Below are 23,091 nucleotides of genomic sequence, written 5' to 3' on the forward strand. Positions count from 1 at the left end.
CCCTGAAGGACAGAGTTTTACGCTCCATTTGATAAAAGGAGAAATTAATGTTCCGCCAAGTAATCCATACTGAAAATGCCCCTGCTGCCATTGGCACCTATTCGCAAGCCATTCTTGTGGGCGATACCCTGTATCTATCTGGTCAAATAGGTTTAGATCCATACAGCATGGAACTGGTTGAAGGCATTGAAGCACAGATTCGCCGTGTATTCGATAATTTAAAAGCCGTCTGCGAAGCGGCCGGTGGCTCTCTGGCAGACATCGCCAAACTGAATATTTATCTGACTGATTTATCGCACTTCCAGCTGGTGAATCAGATTATGGGTGAATATTTTGCCCAGCCTTATCCAGCACGTGCAGCACTCGGTGTTGCCAGCCTACCGAAAGATGCTCTGGTCGAGATGGATGGCGTAGTCATCATTCAGCAATAATTTTTAAAATTTATGTAACACCTAAGCTTCTATATTTCGTTTGCAATCATGAATCACTCAAGCAAAAACCCGAGCAATAATCGGATTTTTGCTTGAGTGATATTTTTTTATCTAAATCATCAATCATTATAAAAAGCATTTTCAAATGATTTTTATTGACAAACGATAACAATTATCAATAATATCTATTATCTTATTTATTCACTGTGGTTGTATCCTATGTACGTTTGTCTATGCCGTGGCATTACAGATCAAGACATTAAAGATGCTATTGCAAATGGCGCCGAAAGTTACCGTGATGTACGCGAAATGCTTGATCTAGGGACGTGTTGTGGTCGTTGTGCTCCTGAAGCCCGTATGATCATCAGTGATGAAATTTCCCAGATTGCTGCACGGCTAGCGGTTGCTGCCTAAAGCGGATAACGATAATTATAAAATCAATGGTCTCGTATCATTACTCCTCCCCCGCCTCCGACTCTGGCGGGTTTTTATTGCTTTATATTTCACCTGAAGCTTTTTGATTGCGATTTTCATTTGCAGTTCAATAAATTACTCGCCATTGCTCGCTCGATTGATTTAAGATAAGTTAATCAAAAACCCATAGCGATAAATGGGTCAACAGGCTATATGGAGTGATACGATGAAAGGCAATCGTGATGTAATTAATCAGCTGAACCAGGTGTTGTATCACCACCTAACTGCAATTAACCAGTATTTCCTGCATTCACGCATGTTTAATGACTGGGGCATTGAAAAACTGGGTTCGGCAGAATATAAAGAGTCCATCCGCCAGATGAAGCATGCCGATAAAATTATTGAACGTATTTTATTTCTAGAAGGCTTACCAAACCTACAACATCTTGGCAAATTGTATATTGGCCAGCATACTCAAGAAGTACTGCATTGTGATGTACGTAAAGTAAAAGAAAATATTGAAGTCATTCAGCAGGCTGTGGCTTTGGCAGAAACACAGATGGATTATGTGACTCGTGACTTGGTGCGAGAAATTCTGGAAAAGGAAGAGGAATATCTGGACTGGACCACAACTCAGCTTGATCTGATTGAAAGTATTGGTATCGAAAACTATATTCAAAGCCAGCTCTAAACTTAGAATAAATCAATAAAAAAGCCAGCAATTGCTGGCTTTTTTATATGAAATTTATCTTGGCATATCCTGAATCAATTCCTCATAACTGAGTTCGGTTTTTTGAATGACCTTCAGACGTTGCAGCTGATGCCTGGCTTCATCTTTATACCCATTAAAAGCTAGCAGTTTGGCGTATTTAATCAGATTATATTTAGTTGGATAGCTTAATACCATCTGCTCACCCTCTTGAATCTGTTCAGAGGATACTTTGCTATACGGATTAAGACGAATCCAGTCAATACGATGATTAAACTCTGTTAATAAATAGATTGGCTGTTGATTGGTGATTTTCTCAGGTTGTTGCTCATAACGAATACTTTGACCAAGTTTTGGCACAGCGACATCATAATCCCGATAGATCACGATCAATAACAGTAGTCCAAACCCAAAAATGATTTTCATTGCTATAGCGGGTAAGGTCACGGTTTTGATATTCGGATTTTGGGCTAGAACAGTACCTAAAATAAAACCTACTGGCAACAGGAAATAGGCATAATGCTGTGGAAACTCAAACATGGCATGCGTAAGAAAAGTCCCAATCATTAAAATACCAATGACCGACTCAGGGGTCTTAACCCATCGCTGCATTTGATAACCCAAATAGCCGAAATAGGCTAAGAAAGGCAGACCAATAACCAGCCCATTCCACAGCAAGAAATCAATAATTAAGTTATGTGCACTGCGAATCCAGACCGGACCCTGCACTGTATCACTGATCGAGACAAAGGCAACACTGGTCTGATACCAGCCATATCCAAACCATGGCTGTGCCTGAATTGCAGCTAACATTTGCTGCCAGATGGCGAGTCGTGACATGTCACCGGTTGCACGTGATACCACATCACGACTTTGTACCACCTGGGCATCCATGACCTGAGTCGCCAATTGACTTAGCAATGGAAAAGCGACAATACAGGAAATAAAAAAGATGAACCATGCTGTGCTGTAATACCATTTCAGGCGAATAATCCCTTTATATTGATAGAATGCTAGATACAATATGATCGCGATCGCAGCAACCCATGCTGTACGTGACTGGCTTAAAGCCACGCCAACGACAATGATTGCCGCACATGAAAATAGCCACTTGGTCTGGATTTTTTTCTTTTCATACAGATAAAGGCAACTCATCAATGTCATAACTAAAAAAGTCGCCATATTATTCGGCTGGGCAAAGTTGGCATAGGGACGTTGAGTACCACTGATATTAACCACACCTGGTAATATTGAATCCAGATTCATCCACTGACATACAGCAATTAAGCCTGTAATCGTTCCTGAAGCTAAAAACACATAGCTAAGATTGGTAAAAGTTTCTTCCCGGTTATAGTTTCCGGTTGAAAGGTGATAACCCAACACACTTGCGAGCCAAAAGCTAAAGACAAAAATAAAACCCATCATAGCGGTGCTAAAGAAAAAGACCTGTCCTGCTAGCAAATGTATAAGCGGGACACAGGCGAGTAGCAACAAAGGTAAGGTTATGGCGGGTATTTTTAATTTATCTTTTAAGCAAATTGCAGCTAATCCAAATAGCGAAAAAAAGGCATATAGCTCACCAGTATAGGTGACCCAGGGGCGGTAATGTACAGGCATGAGCCATGCAAGGGAGATGAGGATTGCTGCGATCAGTGCAAGCGTGAATTTCATGGAAATATCAGGCGGTAGAAGTCTGGCACATGATAAACAAAAAACAGATAATTTTGTAATTTGATCAGAATATCTGAAAAATTCGAACTCACTTAATTTCGACCACAAATATAAACATCAAATAGAAAAAAATGACACTTTTTGTCACTTAATTACATAAATTTACCTTGTGAGTTTTTAACAATTTTAATTCGTTAAACAATATATTGATTTCATAAGAAATAATTTAGTAACATGTATTGGCACACTTTGTGCAAACTATAAACTAGCTTACAAAGCTTATAACTAAATTAACAAAACATTTGTGGAGAATGTTATGAACGCTCAAAAAGGCTTTACATTGATCGATACTCCATAAGTGTCCATATAAAATCAAGAATCCATAAGTTAGTTAATATGGACTTCTTCCATTTTTTAGGCATGTAAGCTCAATTAATTGAGCGTAATGAAAAAAATCAATGATCTCATCACTGAATAGGAACAGTGTAGAATTAAATTAATGCTGTCATTTTTATTACCAATCTAGATCTTCTTTAGTTATTTTATTTCTTTGGCTTGTTATTGCATCATGATTTGTACCAGAGGCTCTTCTACGAATTTTTCCTCTAAGTTTAAATAATTGAATTGGTGAAATTATTTGAGGGACTAATAAATTGTCCAATTGCTCAGTACAGTCCAACGCAATGAGCAGTGCCATTAAATCCTGTACCTTTCCATCTCCCTGTTCCCAGATTTTGACTGTGTAGCGGCTAATACCTGCTGACTGCGCAACTTCTTCTTGAGTTAGGTCTAAATTCAATCGTGCCCGTTTTAAACGTTCGCCTAATTCGCGACCCATAGCACTGGGCGTTGTATATGCATTAAATTTCATAGTGCTATTGCTTCAATATGGCTTAAGAATTTCCAGTTGAATTCATTTTACCCTGTTTTTATTTGTGCTTATAATGATCAAAAAAATGATCATTAAGTGCTTTTTTTAGTTATGGTGGTCAAATATTTAATCATTATAAAACATAAATACAATCACCTTTAAAACATTAGATTGCTTTGTAGATTTTAAAATTTATTACAATAAAATATAAATTTCAATATTTTAAGGTAATAAATCCTTTACATTAACATTTAATGCTGATGCAATTTCATAAAGTTTTTCCACTGTTAAGTTAACTTCACCTCGTTCAATTCGACCTAAATAACTTCGATCAATCCCACACTGGAGTGCTAAGAATTCTTGTGTAATTCCTTGTTCTAATCTAGTAGCACGTAATAATTTTCCAATTTCCTTAGTTAGATAGTTCTGTCATTCACGATTAACTGCTCAAAAAACAGAAATATCAACAATTGAGGACTATACATCCACGGACTATAATCCTCTTTTTGTAAAACAGTGAAACTTTAAATATGTTTACGTTCTATCTTCCGCTTGCTAACCAATTTGCCAAAGTTTTAAGCGAATATGAAATTCATGAATGGGAATTTGTACTTTACGAATCAAAAACTTAATTGGTCGTGAGCCTGATAGCCAGGGTTTTATCCGCCTGCCAGTTGGGGCGGGTACAGGCATTGATACCAAATTTCAAAAACCAATGACGCTGCTAATCCCGAATTGGTTAGCACAAGACCTGAAAGTTTATATCAATAGTGAGCAAGCGCTTCAGCGTAGACAGAAGTCAAACTATGGCGACTCGGATGAAAATTATGTATTTCTCACTAAGTTTGGTACACCTTTCTACACCAGCAAAGCTGAGCAACAGGAATTGACCGAGCAGATCAAAGCTTCTGACTCATTTGGGACTAGACTTAAACTCTATGAAGGTGAAGCGGTACGCTGCTATTTAAAAGTCGTGCTATTACCCGAAATTCGCTTGATTGATCCACAATTTCAAAGTTTCAAATTCCACGACTTACGTGCCAGTTTTGGTATGAATTTGCTTGAAAGTCAGTTACAGCATTTGCCAGATGGGCATTCTGCTATGACCGCTGTTGAGTATGTGCAAACTCGCATGGGGCATCGCAACATCAGCACCACTTTACAATATTTGAATTACAAATCTCGTTTACAGTGGCGCAATAAAATTCAGCATGAGTATGAATCAAGCTTAATGAAATACGTGATGTCTTCTGTGGATTTAGCAGGAGATTTGTCATGAATTTTATTCGTACTCCATCGTTTGTAAATATCACTGATATTCATAAGCAGGTTACTGAGCATGAGCATCTAATACTCGTGCTCAAAGATAAAACAGCTTCATTTTCTTTTAGAACTTTAGATATTGGTATATTCTTTTTTGCTAAAAGAGTATGTTCTTCCGATATATCAGACAATGAGCTTGTTGCTTCTTTTGATGAAAAAAGACGCTATTTTTTAAAATGTTTTACAGATTATCTACTGCAAATGGATGGATCGGACCTATCAAAAGGGTTGTTCTATTCCATCATCAAAGTATTTTTGGACTGGATTGATCAGCAAAAGAAGAATTTTGATTTATCCAATAAGGACAGTGTGATCGATGCGTATCGTCGTTACAGTAAATATTTAATTGATCGCACTTTGATTGCTGATACTGAAGAGGAAAGTTTGGCTGCACATACAGCAAAGCAATATCAGCGTAATGCAGCCAAATTAATCGCATATGTATTTGATTGTCATGAAATTGATATTGTTAGTCAAGCCATGCAAGTCCAATCTCAGCGTTATGATGTTCCTGTTTTGCCAATTGCGGAAGAAGATCATCAGAAAACTTATGCAACTTTGTTGAATGTCTTTCTTGAAATCCATCGTATCGTTGTGCAAGAAGGAGGCTTTCCAGCGCATTTTAAATCGGCTGATGAAGAGAACTTTTATTTTTATTCCGGTTTTCATCATCAAATTGAAAAACAGCATATCCAGTTTGATATACAGAGTTATTTAGTCAAATATCCGGTTATTCCAGCTTTTTCTAAAATGCTGGCTGATTTTGAATTAGAAGAAGATAGTGAGCATCGAAAGCGTTTACGTGAGAATCGCAATCAAGCGATTCGTAACCTTGAAGAACGTAATAAAGACAAACGACACATCGAGCGTGAAAGACTCGCTTCCTATGGTCTTTGCATTGGCATGTTGTTATTTATCGCACAAACTGGGGCAAATTTAGACACTGCTCAACAGTTACAACTCGATACGATGGAAATCCTACCAAGTACCCAAGGGCGAAGGTTTTCGGGAACAAAAAGCCGTGCAGGAGGTAAGACAGTATACCCAGAATTTGGGGTGAAATTTGAGCCAGTGTTTAGGAAAATTTTGGAACTTCGTGAATGGTATATTCAAGATGAAGCATGTGATTTCATTTTTCCATTACGCAACGAAATTCAACAGTTGCGACCTGTCAGCTACAGCAGATTACAATTAATGAAAAAACTTTTTCAGCGTATTTTCCCAAGAATAATTTGGATTACTCCGCAGCAGTGGCGTAAGCATAAAAGCAGTCAAACTGTTGAGTTTAGCGATGGTGATCTACTGCTTGAAGCTGAAGTAATGGGTCACTCACTCGATACGGCAAGAACTAATTATGCACGTATTTCATTCAAAGATGCAGCCCAGCAAATTTCAAAGTTTTTTAATGAGCTGCGAGAAGTCGCAGTAGCACAAACTCGAACTGTTGAACGTATTGCTGTGCAAACGTTAGATAAGACTGTTGATGTTCAAACTTTACCTGTCGGTGCATGTACTACAGTAGTTCCACAGCCTGAAAAAGCAGTCGGTTTTACTGAACAAGCTCCAACCCCAAACTGTCAGCAATTTGAGCACTGTTTATTTTGCCAACACTATGCAGTCCACGCTGATGATGAAGATGTTCATAAGCTTTTATCACTGAAAATTTTGCTCGGCTACGTTAAGCAAAAAGCTACGGATTTGATCAAATGGGAGTCACACTTCGGTGTGGTTTTACATCGAATTGATGAAGTACTCACAGAGTTATCAAATGCGTATGTCGATCTGCGTGAGCGAATTGTCGCTATCCAAGATGAAGTGGAAAGTGGTGATTTAGATGCCTATTGGCTGAATCATTTTGAATTACTAATTGATTTGGGGTGGGTCGAATGAGTTCATTTAATTCATATTTATACGCTCTTGGTGTTGCTGAGCAGTTCTTACCTGATGAGTACAATCTAAAAAATAATCAGCTGACTGTCCCAAGTACTTTTGTATTATCGCGAATGAAGAGCGGTGAGATATTGTCAGTTTATTCAGACAATGTGTGGGATCTTTCTCCGTATTTACCGAAGTGTCACTGTCGCTTGAATTTTGATAGTTGGCTTGAGAACTCCCGTGAAGATGACTTTCTCTTCTGCCAAATTCGGACAGAAATGAAAAAAATCAGTTTTGCTTTGCTTTATATAAAATCTGGCAAGTCGATTATTAAAAGTATTGAGCAGCGGCATACTGTTTTGCGCCAATTTGCTGCTATCGCATACCGCAATGGCTGTGTATTACAGCAGTTATTTGGCGATATTGCTTATATGTCAAAAGTAAATGATGCCTATGTTGGTGTGAGCTATCAAAAAGCACTCTAAATCAAAGCATTTTTAACTGATTGTTTTGCCTTACAGCAGCAGTACCCATTGCTCATTCCTGCGTTTAGTACATATCAACCAATTGAGCATTTAGCAAAGTTGGCTGCTCAACTCAGATTGCAGTCAGGCAAAGTAGGCCCACAAACCAAAGTGGTTCCTTCACGGCTTTATATTGCCTTAATTAATGCTCTAGCGGATAAATTGAACGAGTTTAAACAAAATACACCAGCTTTGCTGCAATGGTTTCAGCGTATTCAGCAAGATAAAGCTTTTGCGCGTATGCCACGTGAGTTTAAAGATTATAAAAATGCAGTGAGTTTTGTGGATGCTCGAGATTTGCTTGGTCTAACGGTACTGTTTGAAACTAATCAGATTCGTAAACATGCCAATCTCACTCGCTATATGACGTTGATTCAAGGCATGGCCAAGCTGTGGATTCATCTGTTTACAGGGATGCGGGACAATGAAGTGAATCAACTGTCTTATGACTGCTATCAAACGGTTCAAAGCAATGAGCATCTTGTACATGTGATTATGGGCTACACCTCTAAATTACATGGAGGCGGTAACAAGTCTACCTATTGGATTAGTTTTGAAGATATTCAAATTGGGGTACATGCAGCGCAAAGTATCGGTGAAATTTATGCCTTGCTCAACCCGCATTATGATTTGTCGAACCCTGCTGAATATCCACTTTTTCCAACGCTGTACTCGCAAAAGCATCGAAATAAAAATAATCTAAATATTAAAAAAGAAACGGATTTTGTGTCCCATTTTTCAGGTGCTCCGACCCGAACACAAGCCAATTTTAATCAGTATCTAGGCCGTATTTGCGTATCACTGGGTGATGGACTGAGAATCATTGAAAGCGATTTAGCTGAACTGGAAGCCTTTGATGGCTTTCGTAATTGGCGAGAAGAAAAAGACTGTCAAAAAGACTGTCAAATTGGGGAATACTGGAATATCTGTACCCATCAGTTTAGACGTTCACTTGCAGTTTATGGCGCACGTTCAGGCATTATCGGGCTTGGTGCCATGTCGGTTCAATATAAACATTTAACTGAAGCGATGACTTTATATTATCGTAATAATGCAATATTTGTGCCGAATATTTTAGTGAGTGATAGTCAAAAGGAGTTTATTCAAGAACTAGAATATCAGCGTTTGGTACATTCTTATGCGCAATTTGAGGAAGGTGTAATCAATAGTTCTAGTCTGCTATTTGGCGGTGCAGGAACCTATTTACAGTTGCAAAAAGACCGTGAGCAGTTATTAAAAGTTTTTCCAGATCGGGATGAAACGGTTAAGCGGATGAAAAAGGGTGAAATTGCCTACAAAGCTAGCCTCTTTGGTGCCTGTACCAATCCTGATTCTTGCGAAAAAATTTCTTTTACCGCGATTACCAGTTGTTTGAGTTGTGCCCATGCAGTCTTTGATACTGGTAGTGCAGAGAAGATGCAAAAAGCAGTGCAACGACTACAGCGAGTCCGAGATACACAAGCACAGGGCAGTTTGCTGTATGGGCAGATAGATAGCGATATTATGGCTTTAAACAAGACCATTCAAAAAATTCAAACGATTAATATTGAGGTTTAAAACATGAGTGCACTCAATGAATATTACGCTGCCTTAGAACGTCTAAAAGCCAACAAACCAATCGTCTTAGCTAAAGGCTCAGCGATTAATAATGATACGGTAGCGCTTGAAGCTGGACGTAAACGAGGTTCGATCAAGAAGAGCCGTCATGCTGCATTGGTTGAAGCAATTGAGCTAGCTGCGCAGGAAGTAGGGCAAAATATTCTTTCGCCTACACAGCAGGTTGAAAAAGCTAAAAATAAGACCAAAGCGGTTAAAACTGATTATGAGCAGCTTAGGGAAGATTATGAAAAACTGCTGGAAAAGTTTAATTCTATATTACTGGAAAACTTTGAACTAAAACAAAAAACTCATCTTTAAAGATACGTTTTTTAGTAATCTTTATGAAATTATTCTGTAGCTTCACATGAAATAACTTCACCTAAAGTACAAGTAATTTTAGGTTTATCATCATCAACAGGCTTTTTAATAGTACCTGTTACTGTACCTGGAGCTGCTCCATCTGCAATGTTATTTTCAGAACATGCTTTCGCAGGGAAATTATCGGCGTCAATAGTTGTAGCATCACCTGTAGCATCATTTTTAATTAAGAAAATCTTATTTGCATATCCTTTAGTTTCAGCTAAACATGCAGCTTGAGAAGATTTTTTTGTATAGTCTGAATAAGCAGGAATCGCAATCGCAGCAAGAATACCAATAATAGCGACCACAATCATGAGTTCGATGAGCGTGAAGCCCTTCTGCATTGTATTCATAACATTCTCCACAAATGTTTTGTTAATTTATTTATAAGCTTTGTAAGCTAATTTATAGTTTGCACAAAGTGTGCCAAAGCATGTTATCTAATTATTATGCTTGAAATCAATACTTTGTTTAGTAGATTCAAAAATGTAAAAAAGTGATAAGTAAATTTATGTAACTAAGTGACAAAAAATGTCAGTTTTGTTGGTTTTGTGAGATGCCATCTCGTCAGTAGCTTTCCACTGTAAAAACTAAATGATTCGTAGTTAAGTAAGTGGACAACTATATTATTGCTTATGTGGGTAAGGAAGCAATTACAAATTGAAAAAGCGCTTTTCTATGCGGAATGTTTCATATATAGGGGAGTAATAGAATGAAACGGCTAAAAGACTTCAAAGTAACCGAACAAATACCTCGCCCAACTATAAAAGTTTTGTCCATGCAATTTTGTGATGACGAAGCGACTCGTCGTATTGTAATGCATCATACAAGACGTGTAATCCTTAAGCACAGGGAAGAAATACAGAAGTTAGCTTATAAATGAGTTTGGATTTTTTTATTCGGTTTTTAGCTTATCAAAATTTTAAAATATCTCACGACCAGTCTGCTTTTATAAAAATTCATCCTATCGCACTGAGTAAAAGCCATTTTCTGATATGGACAAAACTCAAAATTTTGTCTATCAAAAAGCATGTCCATATGGACAAAATGAATAATGAAGTAAATCAAGATAATTCAATTACTTGATGCCTGTCCATATAAGGTGACTTATGGAATGAATCGAGCTGATGATTGTGGTCGCTATTATTGGTATTTTGGCTGCAATTGCGATTCCAGCCTATCAAAACTATACTCGAAAAGCAGTTGATAATGCATGTTTAGCAGATACTAAAGCATATACTTCTAGATATATGATTTGGCAAAATGATCCAGATGGTACAGCAGGTACTACTGCTCCTGATGCTCCTGCTAATTCAGCAACTTGTAAAATTAACACACCTACAGCTACAGCTATTACTGCTGAAATTACGAATGGTAATAAAGATGGTGTTAGTTGTAATTTAGATACTGGACGTTGTGAACTAACTGAAACTGTCTCTCCATAATGTTAATTATTTATCATGATTGATTAAAACGCATCTCTAGAGATGCGTTTTTTGTTTTAATTCAAAATTTTCCAATAATAACAAAGTACACTTTTAAGTATTTTTTCATAATCTTCCTTAAGCTGCTCATAATTTCTTTTCACCACTTTAGCCTTAATTTTAGCTTGTTCAATCTGTTGCGCAGGCGAAAGTGCGTTTTGCCCTACTTCCTTCGCAGCTTACTCAATTGCCTCAATTAATGCAGCATGACGGCTCTTTTTAATCGAACCCCGTTTACGTTCTGCTTCTATTGCAAACGTATCATTATTAATTGTCAGAGCCTTTTGATAGGATAGTGGACTTGTTGGCTTTTAAACGCTCTAAGACAGCATGATATTCAATAAAATACACTCAATTAGTTAAAAAATCACCCCAAAATAATCGGTTTATTGCCTAATTCATTTTCTAAATCATCTATTTTACGATCATAGTACTGATCTAGAACCTGTCCAATCTGCTTTACTCCTTCAATTACACCTTCTTTAAATTTTTGCTGGACTAAATGCTGAATAATATTTTGACAAATTTCATCCCAAACTTGCTGGATCGTTGTATTTTTAATTCCCCGATCAATCACAATTTCAACCTTATGCTCACACAAGTTTAAATATAGCAATACCCCACTATTATATTCGGTATCCCAGACACCGAGCTCGGCAAAGAGTTGTCGAGCTCTACACAAAGTATCCTGATAATAGGCTGATCGTGCAGATAAGCATCCCTCGATTACGACCTGAATTTCTCCGACATGACCATGCTCTGCTTCTTCAACAGCTAGTGCAATCGCATGTTGATCCTGCTTGGAAAAAAAACGCTTGGTTGCCGGCATATAGAAGAAATGCTTGAGCCAGCGCTTAAAGCTCGGCTGTGCATGTTCTTCCAGCTTCGGCCGCGTGACAATTTCTGTCGTATCTGTCGTTGTTACCATGAGCCTGATGCTCCTCCCCCACCAAAACCACCGCCGCCTCCACCGAAGCCGCCGCCTCCAAAACCACCACGTCCACTACCACCGCCACGACCTCCACCTGCCATAAAGGCATGCAGGATCAACTGAGCAAGTGAGGTCACGAGTAAAAAGAAAACTCCAGCACCAATTAATAGGCTAGCGACCAATCCCATGCCATTGACTAACCCGGCTGCAGTTCCAGCCACTGCAGCAGTGGCTGCACTCAGCTTTCTGCCAAAGATCATGGAACCAATAACACCAGCGACGATAATAAAAATAACCGAACCAAAAGTCGCTTGAGATGCTTGCTGTGCTTTATAAGCCTGTTCCTGACGTTCTTTAAGCTCAGCCGCTGCTTGAGCTGCAATCTCAGGATCTAGATTTAGAATACGCTCGATTTCTGCCAGACCGGCATCTATCCCTTGCGCATACTGACCCTGCTTAAACAAAGGCGTAATTTCGTTATTAATAATTCGTCCAGCCACAATATCTGGCAGAACACCTTCTAACCCATATCCAGTTAAAATCTGGATACGATGATCATTTACTGCAATGGTCATTAACAGACCATTATCATGTTCTTTTGATCCCAGTTGCCAACGATCTGCCACACGCATGGAATAGTCAAAAATATCTTCCTGTCCAGTAGTAGGGACAATCACTACGCCGATCTGAGCCTTACCTGCCTGATAAAGATTGATGATTCGTTGACTAAGTTGTTGTTTTTCTGCTGCCGTTAATAAATTTGCCTGATCAATCACCGGCTCATTCATGCTGGGCAAGTCGCGCTGAACCTGACCTTCTGCCATATCATTGGCAATTTGGCGCTGCGGTGCTGTATCTGCAGATTCTACATTTTGATCCGTAGTATTCGTTTTAGGCTGCAAAATTTCACGTGCAACAATCACTTCTTCTGTATCAGTTGCTGTTGCTGTTTCACTCCAGGCAGGATTCATCAGGCTCATAATGAGGCTGAGAAATATACCTGTACAAAGTTTTACAGCGCTTATATGCATCATTGCAGCCACCTTATTAGCAGATTACCCAAGATCAGGCTTATTCAAATGAAACCTTAGGCGCCTGTTGCGCACTCTGCTCTGCACTAAAGTTTGGTTTGGTATCCATCCCAATAACTTTGGCCGTCATCACCTGCGGGAACTGACGTGCATAAGAGTTAAAATCTTGTACAGTCGTAATATAACGGTTACGCGCTACCGCAATACGGTTTTCAGTACCCTCAAGTTGTACCTGTAAATCGCGGAACTGCTCATTGGCTTTTAAATCCGGATAATTTTCAGTTACTGCCAGTAGACGTGACAAGGCACTGGTCATTTGTGCCTGAGCTTCCTGATAGCGCTGGAACAGTTCAGGGTCTTCCAGCACTTCACGGTCGACTTTTAGGCCTGCCACATTGGCACGTGCCTGAGTCACTTCAGTTAACACCTGCTCTTCATGTGCGGCATAGCCTTTGACAACATTCACTAAATTTGGCACCAAGTCAGCACGACGCTGATACTGGTTTTGTACTTCAGACCATGCCGCAGTCACCGCCTCATCCTTAACTTGTAAGGTGTTATAGCCACAACCTGTAAGCGTCAGGGTACTGGCTAACATCAGAGCAATGAAAGATTTTTTTAATACAGGGATCATCTTTTATCCTCAATTCTTTATTGATATTTATTTAATTAATTTGATTTTAAACATATTTTTCCTAGTTTTTGTTAATTTTTATAATTTTTTACTTTTATCGTTTTTATTCCTTCTGTTCTGCTTCAGAACTACGAATTAATATTGGATATATTGATAAGTTTAAATCCATATTTATTATAACTACTTAGAACTAAGCTGAATAAATTAGTAAAATGAAAAAAAATAAAAAACCCGCCGTAGCGGGTTTTTTAAATAGAGGATTAAATTAGATTAAATATCAAGATAATCCAGAATACCTTCTGCAGCCTGACGACCTTCCCAGATCGCTGTCACAACCAGATCAGAACCACGAACCATGTCGCCACCAGCAAAGATTTTTGGATTCGAAGTCTGGAATTTGTATTGCTGTTGCTCGGCTGCAAGTACGCGACCCGAACCATCCAGATTGATTTCTACATCAGTGAACCAGTCTGCTGGGCTGGTACGGAAACCAAATGCCAGCAATACTGCATCTGCAGACAGAATTTCTTCTGAACCTGGAATTGGTTCCGGACTACGGCGGCCACGGCTGTCTGGTTCGCCCAGTTGAGTCGTTACCACTTTTACGCCAGTCACTTTGCCATTTTCACCCACGATTTCGATAGGCTGACGGTTGAACTGGAATTCCACACCTTCTTCACGCGCATTTTTTACTTCACGACGTGAACCCGGCATGTTCGCTTCATCACGACGATAAGCACAAACTACTGACTCAGCACCTTGACGGATTGAAGTACGGTTACAGTCCATCGCGGTATCACCACCACCCAAGACAATCACTTTTTTGCCTTCAACGCTGATGTATTCGGATGGATCTTTTTCCCACCCCTGGCAACGGTTCACGTTAGCAATCAGGAAATCCAGTGCATCATACACTCCATCCAGATCTTCACCAGCAAAGCCACCTTTCATATAAGTGTATGTTCCCATACCCATAAAGACAGCGTCATAGTCAGCAAGTAACTGGTCGATAGTAACATCGGTACCAATTTCAGTATTCAGACGGAATTCAACACCCATACCCGTGAAAATTTCACGGCGGCGTTTCATCACGTCTTTTTCCATCTTGAATTCTGGAATACCGAAAGTCAGCAGACCACCAATTTCAGGACGTTTATCAAATACAACTGGCTTCACACCATTACGTACCAGAATATCAGCACAGCCTAGACCGGCAGGACCCGCCCCAATGATAGCAACTTTCTTGTCAGTCCATTTCACATGAGACATGTCTGGACGCCAGCCTAAAGCGAAAGCGGTGTCATTGATATATTTTTCAGCATTACCAATGGTGACTGCACCAAAACCATCATTTAAGGTACAAGCACCTTCACACAGACGGTCTTGAGGACAAACACGACCACAGACTTCTGGCAAAGTATTGGTCTGGTGACACAATTCTGCTGCCTGGAAAATACGGCCTTCTGCCAGTAACTTCAACCAGTTTGGGATGTAGTTATGAACCGGACATTTCCATTCACAGTACGGGTTACCACAACCTAGACAACGATGTGACTGATTTGCAGCCACTTCTGTTGTGAAAGGTTTATAAATTTCCACAAATTCTGCTTTGCGGACGTCAATCTCTTTTTTCTCTGGATCTTGGCGTGCGACATCCAGGAATTGAAAGTCATTATTTAGGCGCTCTGCCATCTCTCTCTCCGTGGGTAGACCCAAGGCTTTATTCGCATTACCTTAGGTCTGCCTATATCTGCAGTAGTGGAATTATTGTGGATCAGCTTGAGTTGTTTTCAACAAGGTCAACAAGTTAGCTGCTTTTGGTTTTACCAGCCAGAACTTACGACTATAGAAATCAAACTCATGGCGGATCTTGTACGCCCAAGCACTACCTGTTTCTGCAATATGTTCATCTAAAATGCGAAGCAAAAAGGTCTGATGTTCTTCCATCGCTTCAGTTGAGATACGGTTCAGTTCAATCAACTCATGGTTGTAATGATCTACAAAATCATTGTCCAGGTCCAATACATAAGCAAAACCACCGGTCATACCTGCACCGAAGTTATGACCTACTTTACCTAGGACAGTCACAATACCGCCAGTCATATATTCACAGCAGTGATCGCCTGCACCCTCAATCACGGCGAAGGCACCAGAGTTACGAACTGCAAAACGCTCACCTGCAGTACCTGCAGCAAACAATTTACCACCAGTCGCACCATACAGACAGGTATTACCAATGATTGCAGTATTTTGAGTCTGGAACGGAGAACCTTTTGGCGGGAAAATCGAGATACGGCCACCTGCCATACCTTTACCCACGTAGTCGTTCGCATCACCTTCCAGTTTCAGATGCAGACCACCGGCATTCCAGACACCGAGTGACTGACCCGCTGTACCAGTCAGATTTACTTTAACCGGATGCGCTTCCATACTCAGGTTGCCATAACGTTTGGCAATTTCACCTGACAGACGTGCACCAATCGAACGGTCACAGTTACCTACGGTAAAGCTGTATTCACCGCCTGTACCTGCTTCGATTGCTGGCAGAATTTCCTCTACCATTTTCTCAGCCAAAATACCTTTATCGAATGGTTCATTACCCTGTACTTCACAGTACTGTGCTTTGCCTTCTGCTGCTGGATGTGACTCTAACAGTTTGCTCAGGTCGAGGTGAGCATGTTTGTCAGTTTCACCTGGCAGGATTTCCAGCAAGTCGGTACGACCAATCAGGTCTTTCAGGCTAGATACGCCAAGTGCCGCCAACCATTCACGTGTTTCTTCAGCAATGAAAGTGAAGAAGTTGATCAGCATTTGTGGTTCGCCGATGTAGTGCTCTTGACGCAGATGATCCTGCTGAGTCGCAACACCGGTCGCACAGTTATTCAAGTGACAGATACGCAGGTATTTACAACCTAAGGCAATCATTGGAGTCGAACCGAAGCCAAAGCTCTCTGCACCCAAGATCGCTGCTTTTACCACGTCAAGACCAGTTTTTAAACCACCATCAGTTTGAACGCGTACTTTGCCACGTAAGTCGTTTACACGAAGTGCTTGATGCGCTTCACTTAAACCTAATTCCCATGGAGAACCCGCATGGTGAATCGAGGATAATGGAGATGCTGCTGTACCACCGTCATAACCAGAAATGGTAATAAAATCGGCATAAGCTTTTGCCACACCTGCTGCAATCGTACCTACACCCGGTTCAGATACCAGTTTCACCGATACCATCGCTTGCGGATTGACCTGTTTCAAGTCAAAGATCAACTGTGATAAATCTTCGATCGAATAGATATCATGGTGTGGTGGTGGTGAAATCAGAGTCACACCTGGAACTGAATAACGTAAACGGGCAATCAAGCCATTCACTTTACCACCTGGCAACTGGCCACCTTCACCCGGTTTCGCGCCTTGAGCCACTTTAATCTGCAACACTTCTGCTGAAGTTAAGTACGCTGGGGTTACACCAAAACGACCAGATGCAATCTGTTTGATTTTTGAGTTACGAATCGTGCCATAACGCGCTGGATCTTCACCGCCCTCACCCGAGTTTGAACGACCACCGATGGTGTTCATGGCAATCGCAATGGCTTCGTGTGCTTCAGGAGACAATGCACCCAAAGACATACCCGCAGAGTCAAAGCGAGGCAAGATATCTTCTACAGACTCAACCTGATCCACTGGAATTGAGTTGTCAGTTTTCAGCTTGAATAAATCACGGATGGTTGCAATCGGACGGTTATTTACCAGTTCTGCATATTCTTTAAAGTCAGCATAATTACCAGAACGTACTGCTTTATGCAGTGAGTTAATCACGTCCGGGTTAAACGCATGGTATTCCTTGCCGAAGACGAATTTCAGCATACCGCCCTGATCGATTGGCTTACGGTTTTTCCATGCCAAATCTGCCAGTTGTTTCTGGTCATTTTCAAGATCAACAAAAGTTGCACCCTGAATACGGCTCGGAACACCTACGAAGCATTTATTCACAACTTCATTGGATAAACCGACTGCTTCAAACAGCTGACCGCCACGGTAAGAAGCCACAGTTGAAATACCCATCTTAGACAGGACTTTCAGCAGGCCTTTTTCAATCCCCTTACGGAAATTGTTTTGCGCATAGACCGGATCACCTAGCAATTCACCTTTAGCCACCAGATCATTGATCACGTCATATGCTAGGTATGGATAAATTGCTGTCGCGCCAAAGCCAAGCAGAACGGCAAATTGATGTGGATCACGGGCGAAACCGGTTTCAACAATCAAATTCGCATCAGTACGCAGACCAGTATTGATTAGATGATGGTGTACTGCACCAGTGACCATCACAGCATTGGCTGGCAAGAAACCTTCACGGATTTTCTTGTCTGAAAGTACCAATAAAGTTTTGCCGTCACGAATCGCTTGCGCTGATTCTTCGCAAATACGAGCAATTGCAGCTTCTAAGCCTTCAGTTTCAGCATAGTTCAGATCAATATCCGCAATCTCATAACCTGTACGACCTAGCGTACGGATCTGATGCATTTTTGAATTAGACAAGACCGGACTTGAAATAATCAGACGGTCTGCATGTTCTGGACCCTGTTCGAAAACGTTTTGTTCACGACCTAAACAGGTTTCCAGCGACATCACGATCGATTCACGTAATGGATCGATTGGCGGATTCGTTACCTGTGCGAACTGCTGACGGAAATAGTCTGATACATGACGTACCTGACGTGACAGAACCGCCATCGGGGTATCATCACCCATAGAACCCACAGCTTCCTGACCGCTTTCAGCGATTGGACGCAGCAACTGGTCACGTTCTTCGAAGGTTACCATGAACATTTTCTGTGCCGCTTTCAGGTTGTCACCTTTCAAGCCACGCTCACATAGATATTCTTCCAGCTCAGGGCTACCTTGTAGACGTACAGCATTTTCACGTAACCATTCACGGTACGGACGCATACGTTTCAGGTGATTATTCACATCCTGAGTATCTAATACTTTACCGGTATAAGTATCGATCACCAGCATTTGGCCAGGACCCACACGACCTTTAGAAATGACATCTTCAGGTTCATAGCCCCATACACCGATTTCTGAAGCCAGTGTAATGTAGCCATTTTTAGTGATGACCCAACGTGCCGGACGCAAGCCGTTACGATCTAGCATACAGATTGCATGACGACCGTCTTGGATAACTAAACCAGCAGGGCCATCCCATGCTTCCATATGTTTAGAGTTGAACTCATAGAATGCACGTAAATCAGCATCCAGAGTTTCAACGTTCTGCCAAGCAGGTGGAACCAGCATACGTAGCGCACGGAACAGATCCATACCACCACCCACTAGAATTTCCAGCATGTTATCCAAACTAGATGAATCTGAACCAGTACGGTTTACGATTGGATTCAGCTCAGTCAGACCTGGCAGTAACGGGTTTTCAAATTTAGGCGTACGCGCCATTGCCCAGTTACGGTTTGCAGTAATAGTGTTAATTTCACCATTGTGCGCCAGGTAACGGAATGGCTGAGCCAGTGGCCAGCGTGGCAACGTATTGGTAGAGAAACGTTGATGGAAAACCACGATATGTGATGCCAGACGCTCATCAGCCAGGTCAGTATAGAAGTCAGCAATAGCTGCCGGCATCATTAGACCTTTATAGCTGATTACAGTTGAGCATAAGGTCGTCACATAGAAGTATGGATCACTAGTTAACTGCTGTTCAGCACGACGACGTGCAAGGAACAATTTACGGTTGAATTCAACTTCAGTTACACCGATTGGGCAGTTTACGATGATCTGCTCAAAAGCTGGCAGAGACTGCATTGCAATCTCACCGAGCGCATCATTATTCGTCGGTACAACACGCCATGCGATAACGCGACAGCCTTCTTCTTCAATTTCTTTCGTCAGAACTTGTTTTGCATGTGCGGCTAATGCTGGATCCAGATTCAGGAATACTGTACCCACAGCAAAAATCTCACTTAAGGTAATGTCGCTTAAGCGTTTGGCCTCTTCACGGAAGAATTCTTTAGGCATTGCCAGCAATAGACCACAACCATCACCGGTCTTGCCATCAGCAGCAATACCACCACGGTGGGTCATACAACTTAGACTATGAATTGCAGTCTTGACCAGATCATGACTGGCATCACCCTGCATATGGGCGATCAAACCGAAACCACAGTTATCTTTAAACTCATCCGGTTGGTATAAACCTTGAGCGGGAGCTACATTATTAGGCGATGGCATGTGCATAGCGTACCCTTCTTTTCACTAAGCCCGATAGGCTATTAAACAATCTAAATTCTGCTGTGCGTGACTGTCTGATTTACTCCACAAGCTAAGCAGCTTTATAGAGCAAAATATCATTGAGTATCTTTTCAACATAATCCTTTTTCAGACGGAATGCATGAAAAATAACATTCATTTTGCTGACGGATAAGATAAAAATAAGCAACAAAGATGACAATTACGCCTATTCATCGAATCATTTTCGCGCCAAAACAGGGAGATTAATTCAATTCATGCACCAATAAAGCAAATTTCATGCCAACTTAAGGAGCAAAAATCAAAACAACACAAATGACAAAGATTTAGTAAACAAAAGGAAAATTATGATTATTTATGGTACGTATTTTTTGCACCAAAAGCGTACATTTATAATAAAGATAAAGTGTCTGTGCGCTATTTTAGACCGGCCTAGTTAAATGGATCACTAATCTCGTTTTCTTGAGGTCGAGAATTGCCATTTGATGAGCGTGGACTTCCTTCGATATGACTTTGAGATTTCTGTACATCCACTACATTACCTTCCTGATCACGTCGAACAATCGTCGTACTCGTGGTACTTTCTTTAGGGGTGACCACAGGTGCTGAAGGTTGGACTTTCGGTCTGATCTGTACAGATTCATCGACTTTCGGTAAAGGTACATTTTTCAACTGAATTTCATAAAGTTTTTGGTTACTTGCCAGTTCTTCCGAACCCATACTGTTGACCAGACTGGCATATTGTTGCATGGCCACAACTTTAGGCTGGACGGATTTAGGCAGATTCAGATTGAGCGCTGATAAAGCCTGTTGAGCTTCTGCTGCGGTTTTATACAGCCCATATAACAATACATATTGTTCAGGCTGGTTCTCACCCGAAAGCCTTAAATAAACAAAAGGTTTACGATCCTGCTGCTTTTTCAGGAAGGTTTTTAGAATGGATTCATTACCTACACGAAATAGCTCAATCGCATGCTGTTTTTTTACTTCACCAATATATTTGGTTCCACGGAATTCAGGCTCATGACTAACATTGACAACAATTCGAGTACTGAGATCAAGAGGCTTAACTTCATCAGAAAGTGCACCAAGATGGGTCATCGAGGCCACTTTTTCTGGTTGAATCTGTAATTCAACTTCGGTTTCCGGCTTCTTCTCGACTTCTATAACTTCATCTGTATCAGTGATAGCCCAAAAAACCAAGGCAGCAAATAGACAGCATACGCCACAGACCAGCCAGAAATAATGCTGAATCTTTTGCCAAGGGGTACGTAATGCTGTCATAAAAATTAAACCTATGCCTGATGAGCTAAAATCGCCTGTTGCATCAACTCGACATCAAAGCCTCGAGTAATGACCGCTTTTCCAAGTTGCTGCAATAATACAAGACGAAGCTGCCCATTTAAAACTTTCTTGTCGTGAGCCATATAAGCCAAGAAATCGTCAAGTGGGATTTTAGGACAAACAATAGGTAATTGCGCACGAGAAATGATTTTTTTTGTACGCTCAAGGTCTTCTAATGAAATCCAACCCATGCGATGGGATAAATCTGCTGCCATCACCATACCGGTTGCTACCGCTTCTCCGTGCAGCCATTCACCGTAGCCCAGATAAGACTCAATCGCATGACCAAATGTATGACCGAGATTAAGTAAAGCACGCTCACCCTGCTCTTTTTCATCATTCGCTACAATACGTGCTTTATGCGCACATGAACGATAAACCGCTTCGGCCAGCAATTGCTCATCACGGGCAATAAGACCTTCCATATTGGCTTCTAGCCAGACTAGAAACTCTTCATCACCGAGCAAGGCATATTTGATCACTTCAGCCAAACCGGCAGATAGCTCACGATCTGGTAAAGTTGACAGCTGTGACATATCTGCCAACACCACTTGTGGCTGCTGGAAAGCACCAATCATGTTTTTACCCAGTGGATGATTAATGCCGGTTTTACCTCCTACACTAGAATCCACTTGAGAAAGTAACGTTGTTGGCACCTGAATAAAATAGATACCACGCTGGAAACAGGCAGAGGCAAAGCCGGCCATATCTCCAATAACACCACCACCGAGTGCCAGAACCGTACAGTCGCGGTTAAAGCCTGCCTCAAGCAATGCATCAAAAATTAGGTTTAGATGTTCAATATTTTTGTATTTCTCACCATCCGGCAGAATACAGGTCGCCACAGTTTTACCCAAATTTTCTAATGCAGCCTTATAGCGATCCAGATAGAGTGGTGCCACCGTATCATTACTGACAATCATCACCTGCTTGCCATGAATATACGGCTCAAGCAATTCCTGAGGATTCAAGTTACTGCCAATAAAAATGGGGTAACGACGTTCACCGAGTTCGACATATAAGGTTTTCATGAGGGGATAACCACTTTTTCAACTGAACTTATTTTTTTGGAAGGATGAGATTCAGAATACGCTGCGCCAAATCTCGTGCAGCTCCCTGATTGGTCTCAATAATGTAATGTGCGACTTCCCGGTATAACGGATCCCGCACTGCAAGCAGATCTCTGAGTTTCTGTTCAGGATTTTCGACTTGTAACAAGGGGCGGTTTTTGTCGCGATAGGTTCGCTGAAGCTGAATTTCAACTGGAGTATAAAGATAAACAACGATGCCTCGCTGCTTTAAATAATCCCGATTAGGAGCCTGAGTAATTGCGCCACCACCAGTCGCAAGTACCAGCTGTGGACGTGAGGTTAACTCATCAATGACAACAGTTTCACGATGACGAAAACCCTTTTCACCCTCTTTTTCGAAGATCCAGGGAATCGTAGCCCCTGTTTTCCGCTCAATTTCATGATCGCTGTCCAGAAATTCTCGTCCTAACAGTTCTGCTAAATGTCGTCCTACTGTTGTTTTACCGGCCCCCATCGGCCCTACCAAATAGATATTTGGCAGGGTTTCAAACTCTTTGCTTGGCAAGGAGTCACCTATTCATTTTGTTAAATTCAAAATATA

At 41.0% G+C, this 23,091-nt stretch carries 18 protein-coding genes and 3 pseudogenes; 8 read left to right on the forward strand and 13 right to left on the reverse strand.

Features of this window, described 5'->3' with window-relative positions; translation table 11 throughout:
- The first annotated feature begins 47 nt into the window (after nt 1-47).
- The 3 genes from ACEWB7_RS04865 (at nt 48) to bfr (ending at nt 1,536) form a co-directional block, all read left to right on the forward strand.
- Nucleotides 48-431: a RidA family protein gene (locus ACEWB7_RS04865; protein WP_004787096.1), complete on the forward strand. Its 384-nt coding sequence runs from the start codon at nt 48-50 to the stop codon at nt 429-431.
- Nucleotides 432-650: 219 nt separating this feature from the next.
- The gene (locus ACEWB7_RS04870; protein ID WP_004787097.1) at nt 651-845 is read left to right on the forward strand and encodes a bacterioferritin-associated ferredoxin; all 195 of its coding nucleotides are present in this window, start codon (nt 651-653) and stop codon (nt 843-845) included.
- 226 nt (nt 846-1,071) lie between these two features.
- A complete protein-coding gene (bfr, locus tag ACEWB7_RS04875) occupies nt 1,072-1,536 on the forward strand; it encodes a bacterioferritin (protein WP_034705394.1) in 465 nt (154 codons plus the stop codon).
- Between the two features lie 54 nt (nt 1,537-1,590).
- On the opposite strand, the gene ACEWB7_RS04880 is transcribed toward bfr, so the two are convergent.
- From ACEWB7_RS04880 to ACEWB7_RS04890, 3 genes are all read right to left on the reverse strand, one after another.
- Nucleotides 1,591-3,225: a PglL family O-oligosaccharyltransferase gene (locus ACEWB7_RS04880; protein WP_262737946.1), complete on the reverse strand. Its 1,635-nt coding sequence runs from the start codon at nt 3,223-3,225 to the stop codon at nt 1,591-1,593.
- A 514-nt stretch (nt 3,226-3,739) separates the two neighbouring features.
- Complete coding sequence (locus ACEWB7_RS04885; protein WP_166138018.1) at nt 3,740-4,096, reverse strand: helix-turn-helix transcriptional regulator; 357 nt, start codon at nt 4,094-4,096, stop codon at nt 3,740-3,742.
- Nucleotides 4,097-4,318: 222 nt separating this feature from the next.
- Nucleotides 4,319-4,504: a helix-turn-helix domain-containing protein gene (locus ACEWB7_RS04890; protein WP_262737961.1), complete on the reverse strand. Its 186-nt coding sequence runs from the start codon at nt 4,502-4,504 to the stop codon at nt 4,319-4,321.
- Between the two features lie 196 nt (nt 4,505-4,700).
- Here ACEWB7_RS04890 and ACEWB7_RS04895 point away from each other — a divergent pair.
- The 4 genes and pseudogenes from ACEWB7_RS04895 to ACEWB7_RS04910 all read left to right on the forward strand — a co-directional run.
- A pseudogene (locus ACEWB7_RS04895) lies at nt 4,701-5,375 on the forward strand (site-specific integrase); the annotation flags it as partial.
- Nucleotides 5,372-7,309: a hypothetical protein gene (locus ACEWB7_RS04900; protein ID WP_262737947.1), complete on the forward strand. Its 1,938-nt coding sequence runs from the start codon at nt 5,372-5,374 to the stop codon at nt 7,307-7,309. The pseudogene ACEWB7_RS04895 and the gene ACEWB7_RS04900, both read left to right, overlap by 4 nt.
- A pseudogene (locus ACEWB7_RS04905) lies at nt 7,306-9,375 on the forward strand (hypothetical protein). Before ACEWB7_RS04900 ends, ACEWB7_RS04905 begins: the two are co-directional and overlap by 4 nt.
- Nucleotides 9,376-9,378: 3 nt before the next feature.
- A complete protein-coding gene (locus tag ACEWB7_RS04910) occupies nt 9,379-9,735 on the forward strand; it encodes a hypothetical protein (protein ID WP_262737948.1) in 357 nt (118 codons plus the stop codon).
- Between the two features lie 29 nt (nt 9,736-9,764).
- Here the strand turns inward: ACEWB7_RS04910 and ACEWB7_RS04915 are convergent, their stop codons facing one another.
- Nucleotides 9,765-10,121 carry a prepilin-type N-terminal cleavage/methylation domain-containing protein gene (locus tag ACEWB7_RS04915; protein ID WP_392390329.1) on the reverse strand — a complete coding sequence of 119 codons (357 nt, stop codon included), beginning with the start codon at nt 10,119-10,121 and terminating at the stop codon, nt 9,765-9,767.
- A gap of 783 nt (nt 10,122-10,904) precedes the next feature.
- Here ACEWB7_RS04915 and ACEWB7_RS04920 point away from each other — a divergent pair.
- A complete protein-coding gene (locus ACEWB7_RS04920; RefSeq protein ID WP_052026300.1) occupies nt 10,905-11,222 on the forward strand; it encodes a hypothetical protein in 318 nt (105 codons plus the stop codon).
- Between the two features lie 36 nt (nt 11,223-11,258).
- Here ACEWB7_RS04920 and ACEWB7_RS04925 read toward each other — a convergent pair.
- The 9 genes and pseudogenes from ACEWB7_RS04925 to aroK form a co-directional block, all read right to left on the reverse strand.
- A pseudogene (locus tag ACEWB7_RS04925) lies at nt 11,259-11,612 on the reverse strand (hypothetical protein).
- Nucleotides 11,613-11,628: 16 nt separating this feature from the next.
- On the reverse strand, nt 11,629-12,189 hold the full coding sequence (locus ACEWB7_RS04930; protein ID WP_034702169.1) for a TPM domain-containing protein: 561 nt from the start codon (nt 12,187-12,189) through the stop codon (nt 11,629-11,631).
- Nucleotides 12,183-13,226: a TPM domain-containing protein gene (locus ACEWB7_RS04935; protein ID WP_166138587.1), complete on the reverse strand. Its 1,044-nt coding sequence runs from the start codon at nt 13,224-13,226 to the stop codon at nt 12,183-12,185. The genes ACEWB7_RS04930 and ACEWB7_RS04935 overlap by 7 nt, the downstream gene beginning before the upstream one ends.
- Before the next feature lie 37 nt (nt 13,227-13,263).
- Entirely contained in the window at nt 13,264-13,857 is a 594-nt protein-coding gene (locus ACEWB7_RS04940) for a LemA family protein (protein ID WP_218945503.1), read from the reverse strand.
- A gap of 270 nt (nt 13,858-14,127) precedes the next feature.
- Entirely contained in the window at nt 14,128-15,549 is a 1,422-nt protein-coding gene (locus tag ACEWB7_RS04945) for an FAD-dependent oxidoreductase (protein WP_034702172.1), read from the reverse strand.
- Between the two features lie 72 nt (nt 15,550-15,621).
- A complete protein-coding gene (gene gltB / locus ACEWB7_RS04950; protein ID WP_262737950.1) occupies nt 15,622-20,097 on the reverse strand; it encodes a glutamate synthase large subunit in 4,476 nt (1,491 codons plus the stop codon).
- Between the two features lie 450 nt (nt 20,098-20,547).
- Nucleotides 20,548-21,399 (reverse strand): hypothetical protein, encoded by an 852-nt coding sequence (locus ACEWB7_RS04955; RefSeq protein ID WP_166138590.1) that lies wholly within the window; start codon nt 21,397-21,399, stop codon nt 20,548-20,550.
- An 11-nt stretch (nt 21,400-21,410) separates the two neighbouring features.
- On the reverse strand, nt 21,411-22,490 hold the full coding sequence (gene aroB, locus ACEWB7_RS04960) for a 3-dehydroquinate synthase (protein WP_166138593.1): 1,080 nt from the start codon (nt 22,488-22,490) through the stop codon (nt 21,411-21,413).
- A 28-nt stretch (nt 22,491-22,518) separates the two neighbouring features.
- Entirely contained in the window at nt 22,519-23,055 is a 537-nt protein-coding gene (gene aroK, locus ACEWB7_RS04965) for a shikimate kinase AroK (protein WP_005233593.1), read from the reverse strand.
- Nucleotides 23,056-23,091 lie beyond the last annotated feature (36 nt).

Source organism: Acinetobacter sp. NIOH-H-8 (genome assembly GCF_046635365.1).
GTDB lineage: Bacteria > Pseudomonadota > Gammaproteobacteria > Pseudomonadales > Moraxellaceae > Acinetobacter.

Bases quoted from the DNA above. Each gene is read 5' to 3' on its own strand.
- ACEWB7_RS04865 (WP_004787096.1), top strand. From the start codon at position 48: ATGTTCCGCCAAGTAATCCATACTGAAAATGCCCCTGCTGCCATTGGC.
- ACEWB7_RS04870 (WP_004787097.1), top strand. From the start codon at position 651: ATGTACGTTTGTCTATGCCGTGGCATTACAGATCAAGACATTAAAGAT.
- bfr (WP_034705394.1), top strand. From the start codon at position 1,072: ATGAAAGGCAATCGTGATGTAATTAATCAGCTGAACCAGGTGTTGTAT.
- ACEWB7_RS04880 (WP_262737946.1), bottom strand. From the start codon at position 3,225: ATGAAATTCACGCTTGCACTGATCGCAGCAATCCTCATCTCCCTTGCA.
- ACEWB7_RS04885 (WP_166138018.1), bottom strand. From the start codon at position 4,096: ATGAAATTTAATGCATATACAACGCCCAGTGCTATGGGTCGCGAATTA.
- ACEWB7_RS04900 (WP_262737947.1), top strand. From the start codon at position 5,372: ATGAATTTTATTCGTACTCCATCGTTTGTAAATATCACTGATATTCAT.
- ACEWB7_RS04910 (WP_262737948.1), top strand. From the start codon at position 9,379: ATGAGTGCACTCAATGAATATTACGCTGCCTTAGAACGTCTAAAAGCC.
- ACEWB7_RS04915 (WP_392390329.1), bottom strand. From the start codon at position 10,121: ATGCAGAAGGGCTTCACGCTCATCGAACTCATGATTGTGGTCGCTATT.
- ACEWB7_RS04920 (WP_052026300.1), top strand. From the start codon at position 10,905: ATGATTGTGGTCGCTATTATTGGTATTTTGGCTGCAATTGCGATTCCA.
- ACEWB7_RS04930 (WP_034702169.1), bottom strand. From the start codon at position 12,189: ATGGTAACAACGACAGATACGACAGAAATTGTCACGCGGCCGAAGCTG.
- ACEWB7_RS04935 (WP_166138587.1), bottom strand. From the start codon at position 13,226: ATGATGCATATAAGCGCTGTAAAACTTTGTACAGGTATATTTCTCAGC.
- ACEWB7_RS04940 (WP_218945503.1), bottom strand. From the start codon at position 13,857: ATGATCCCTGTATTAAAAAAATCTTTCATTGCTCTGATGTTAGCCAGT.
- ACEWB7_RS04945 (WP_034702172.1), bottom strand. From the start codon at position 15,549: ATGGCAGAGCGCCTAAATAATGACTTTCAATTCCTGGATGTCGCACGC.
- gltB (WP_262737950.1), bottom strand. From the start codon at position 20,097: ATGCCATCGCCTAATAATGTAGCTCCCGCTCAAGGTTTATACCAACCG.
- ACEWB7_RS04955 (WP_166138590.1), bottom strand. From the start codon at position 21,399: ATGACAGCATTACGTACCCCTTGGCAAAAGATTCAGCATTATTTCTGG.
- aroB (WP_166138593.1), bottom strand. From the start codon at position 22,490: ATGAAAACCTTATATGTCGAACTCGGTGAACGTCGTTACCCCATTTTT.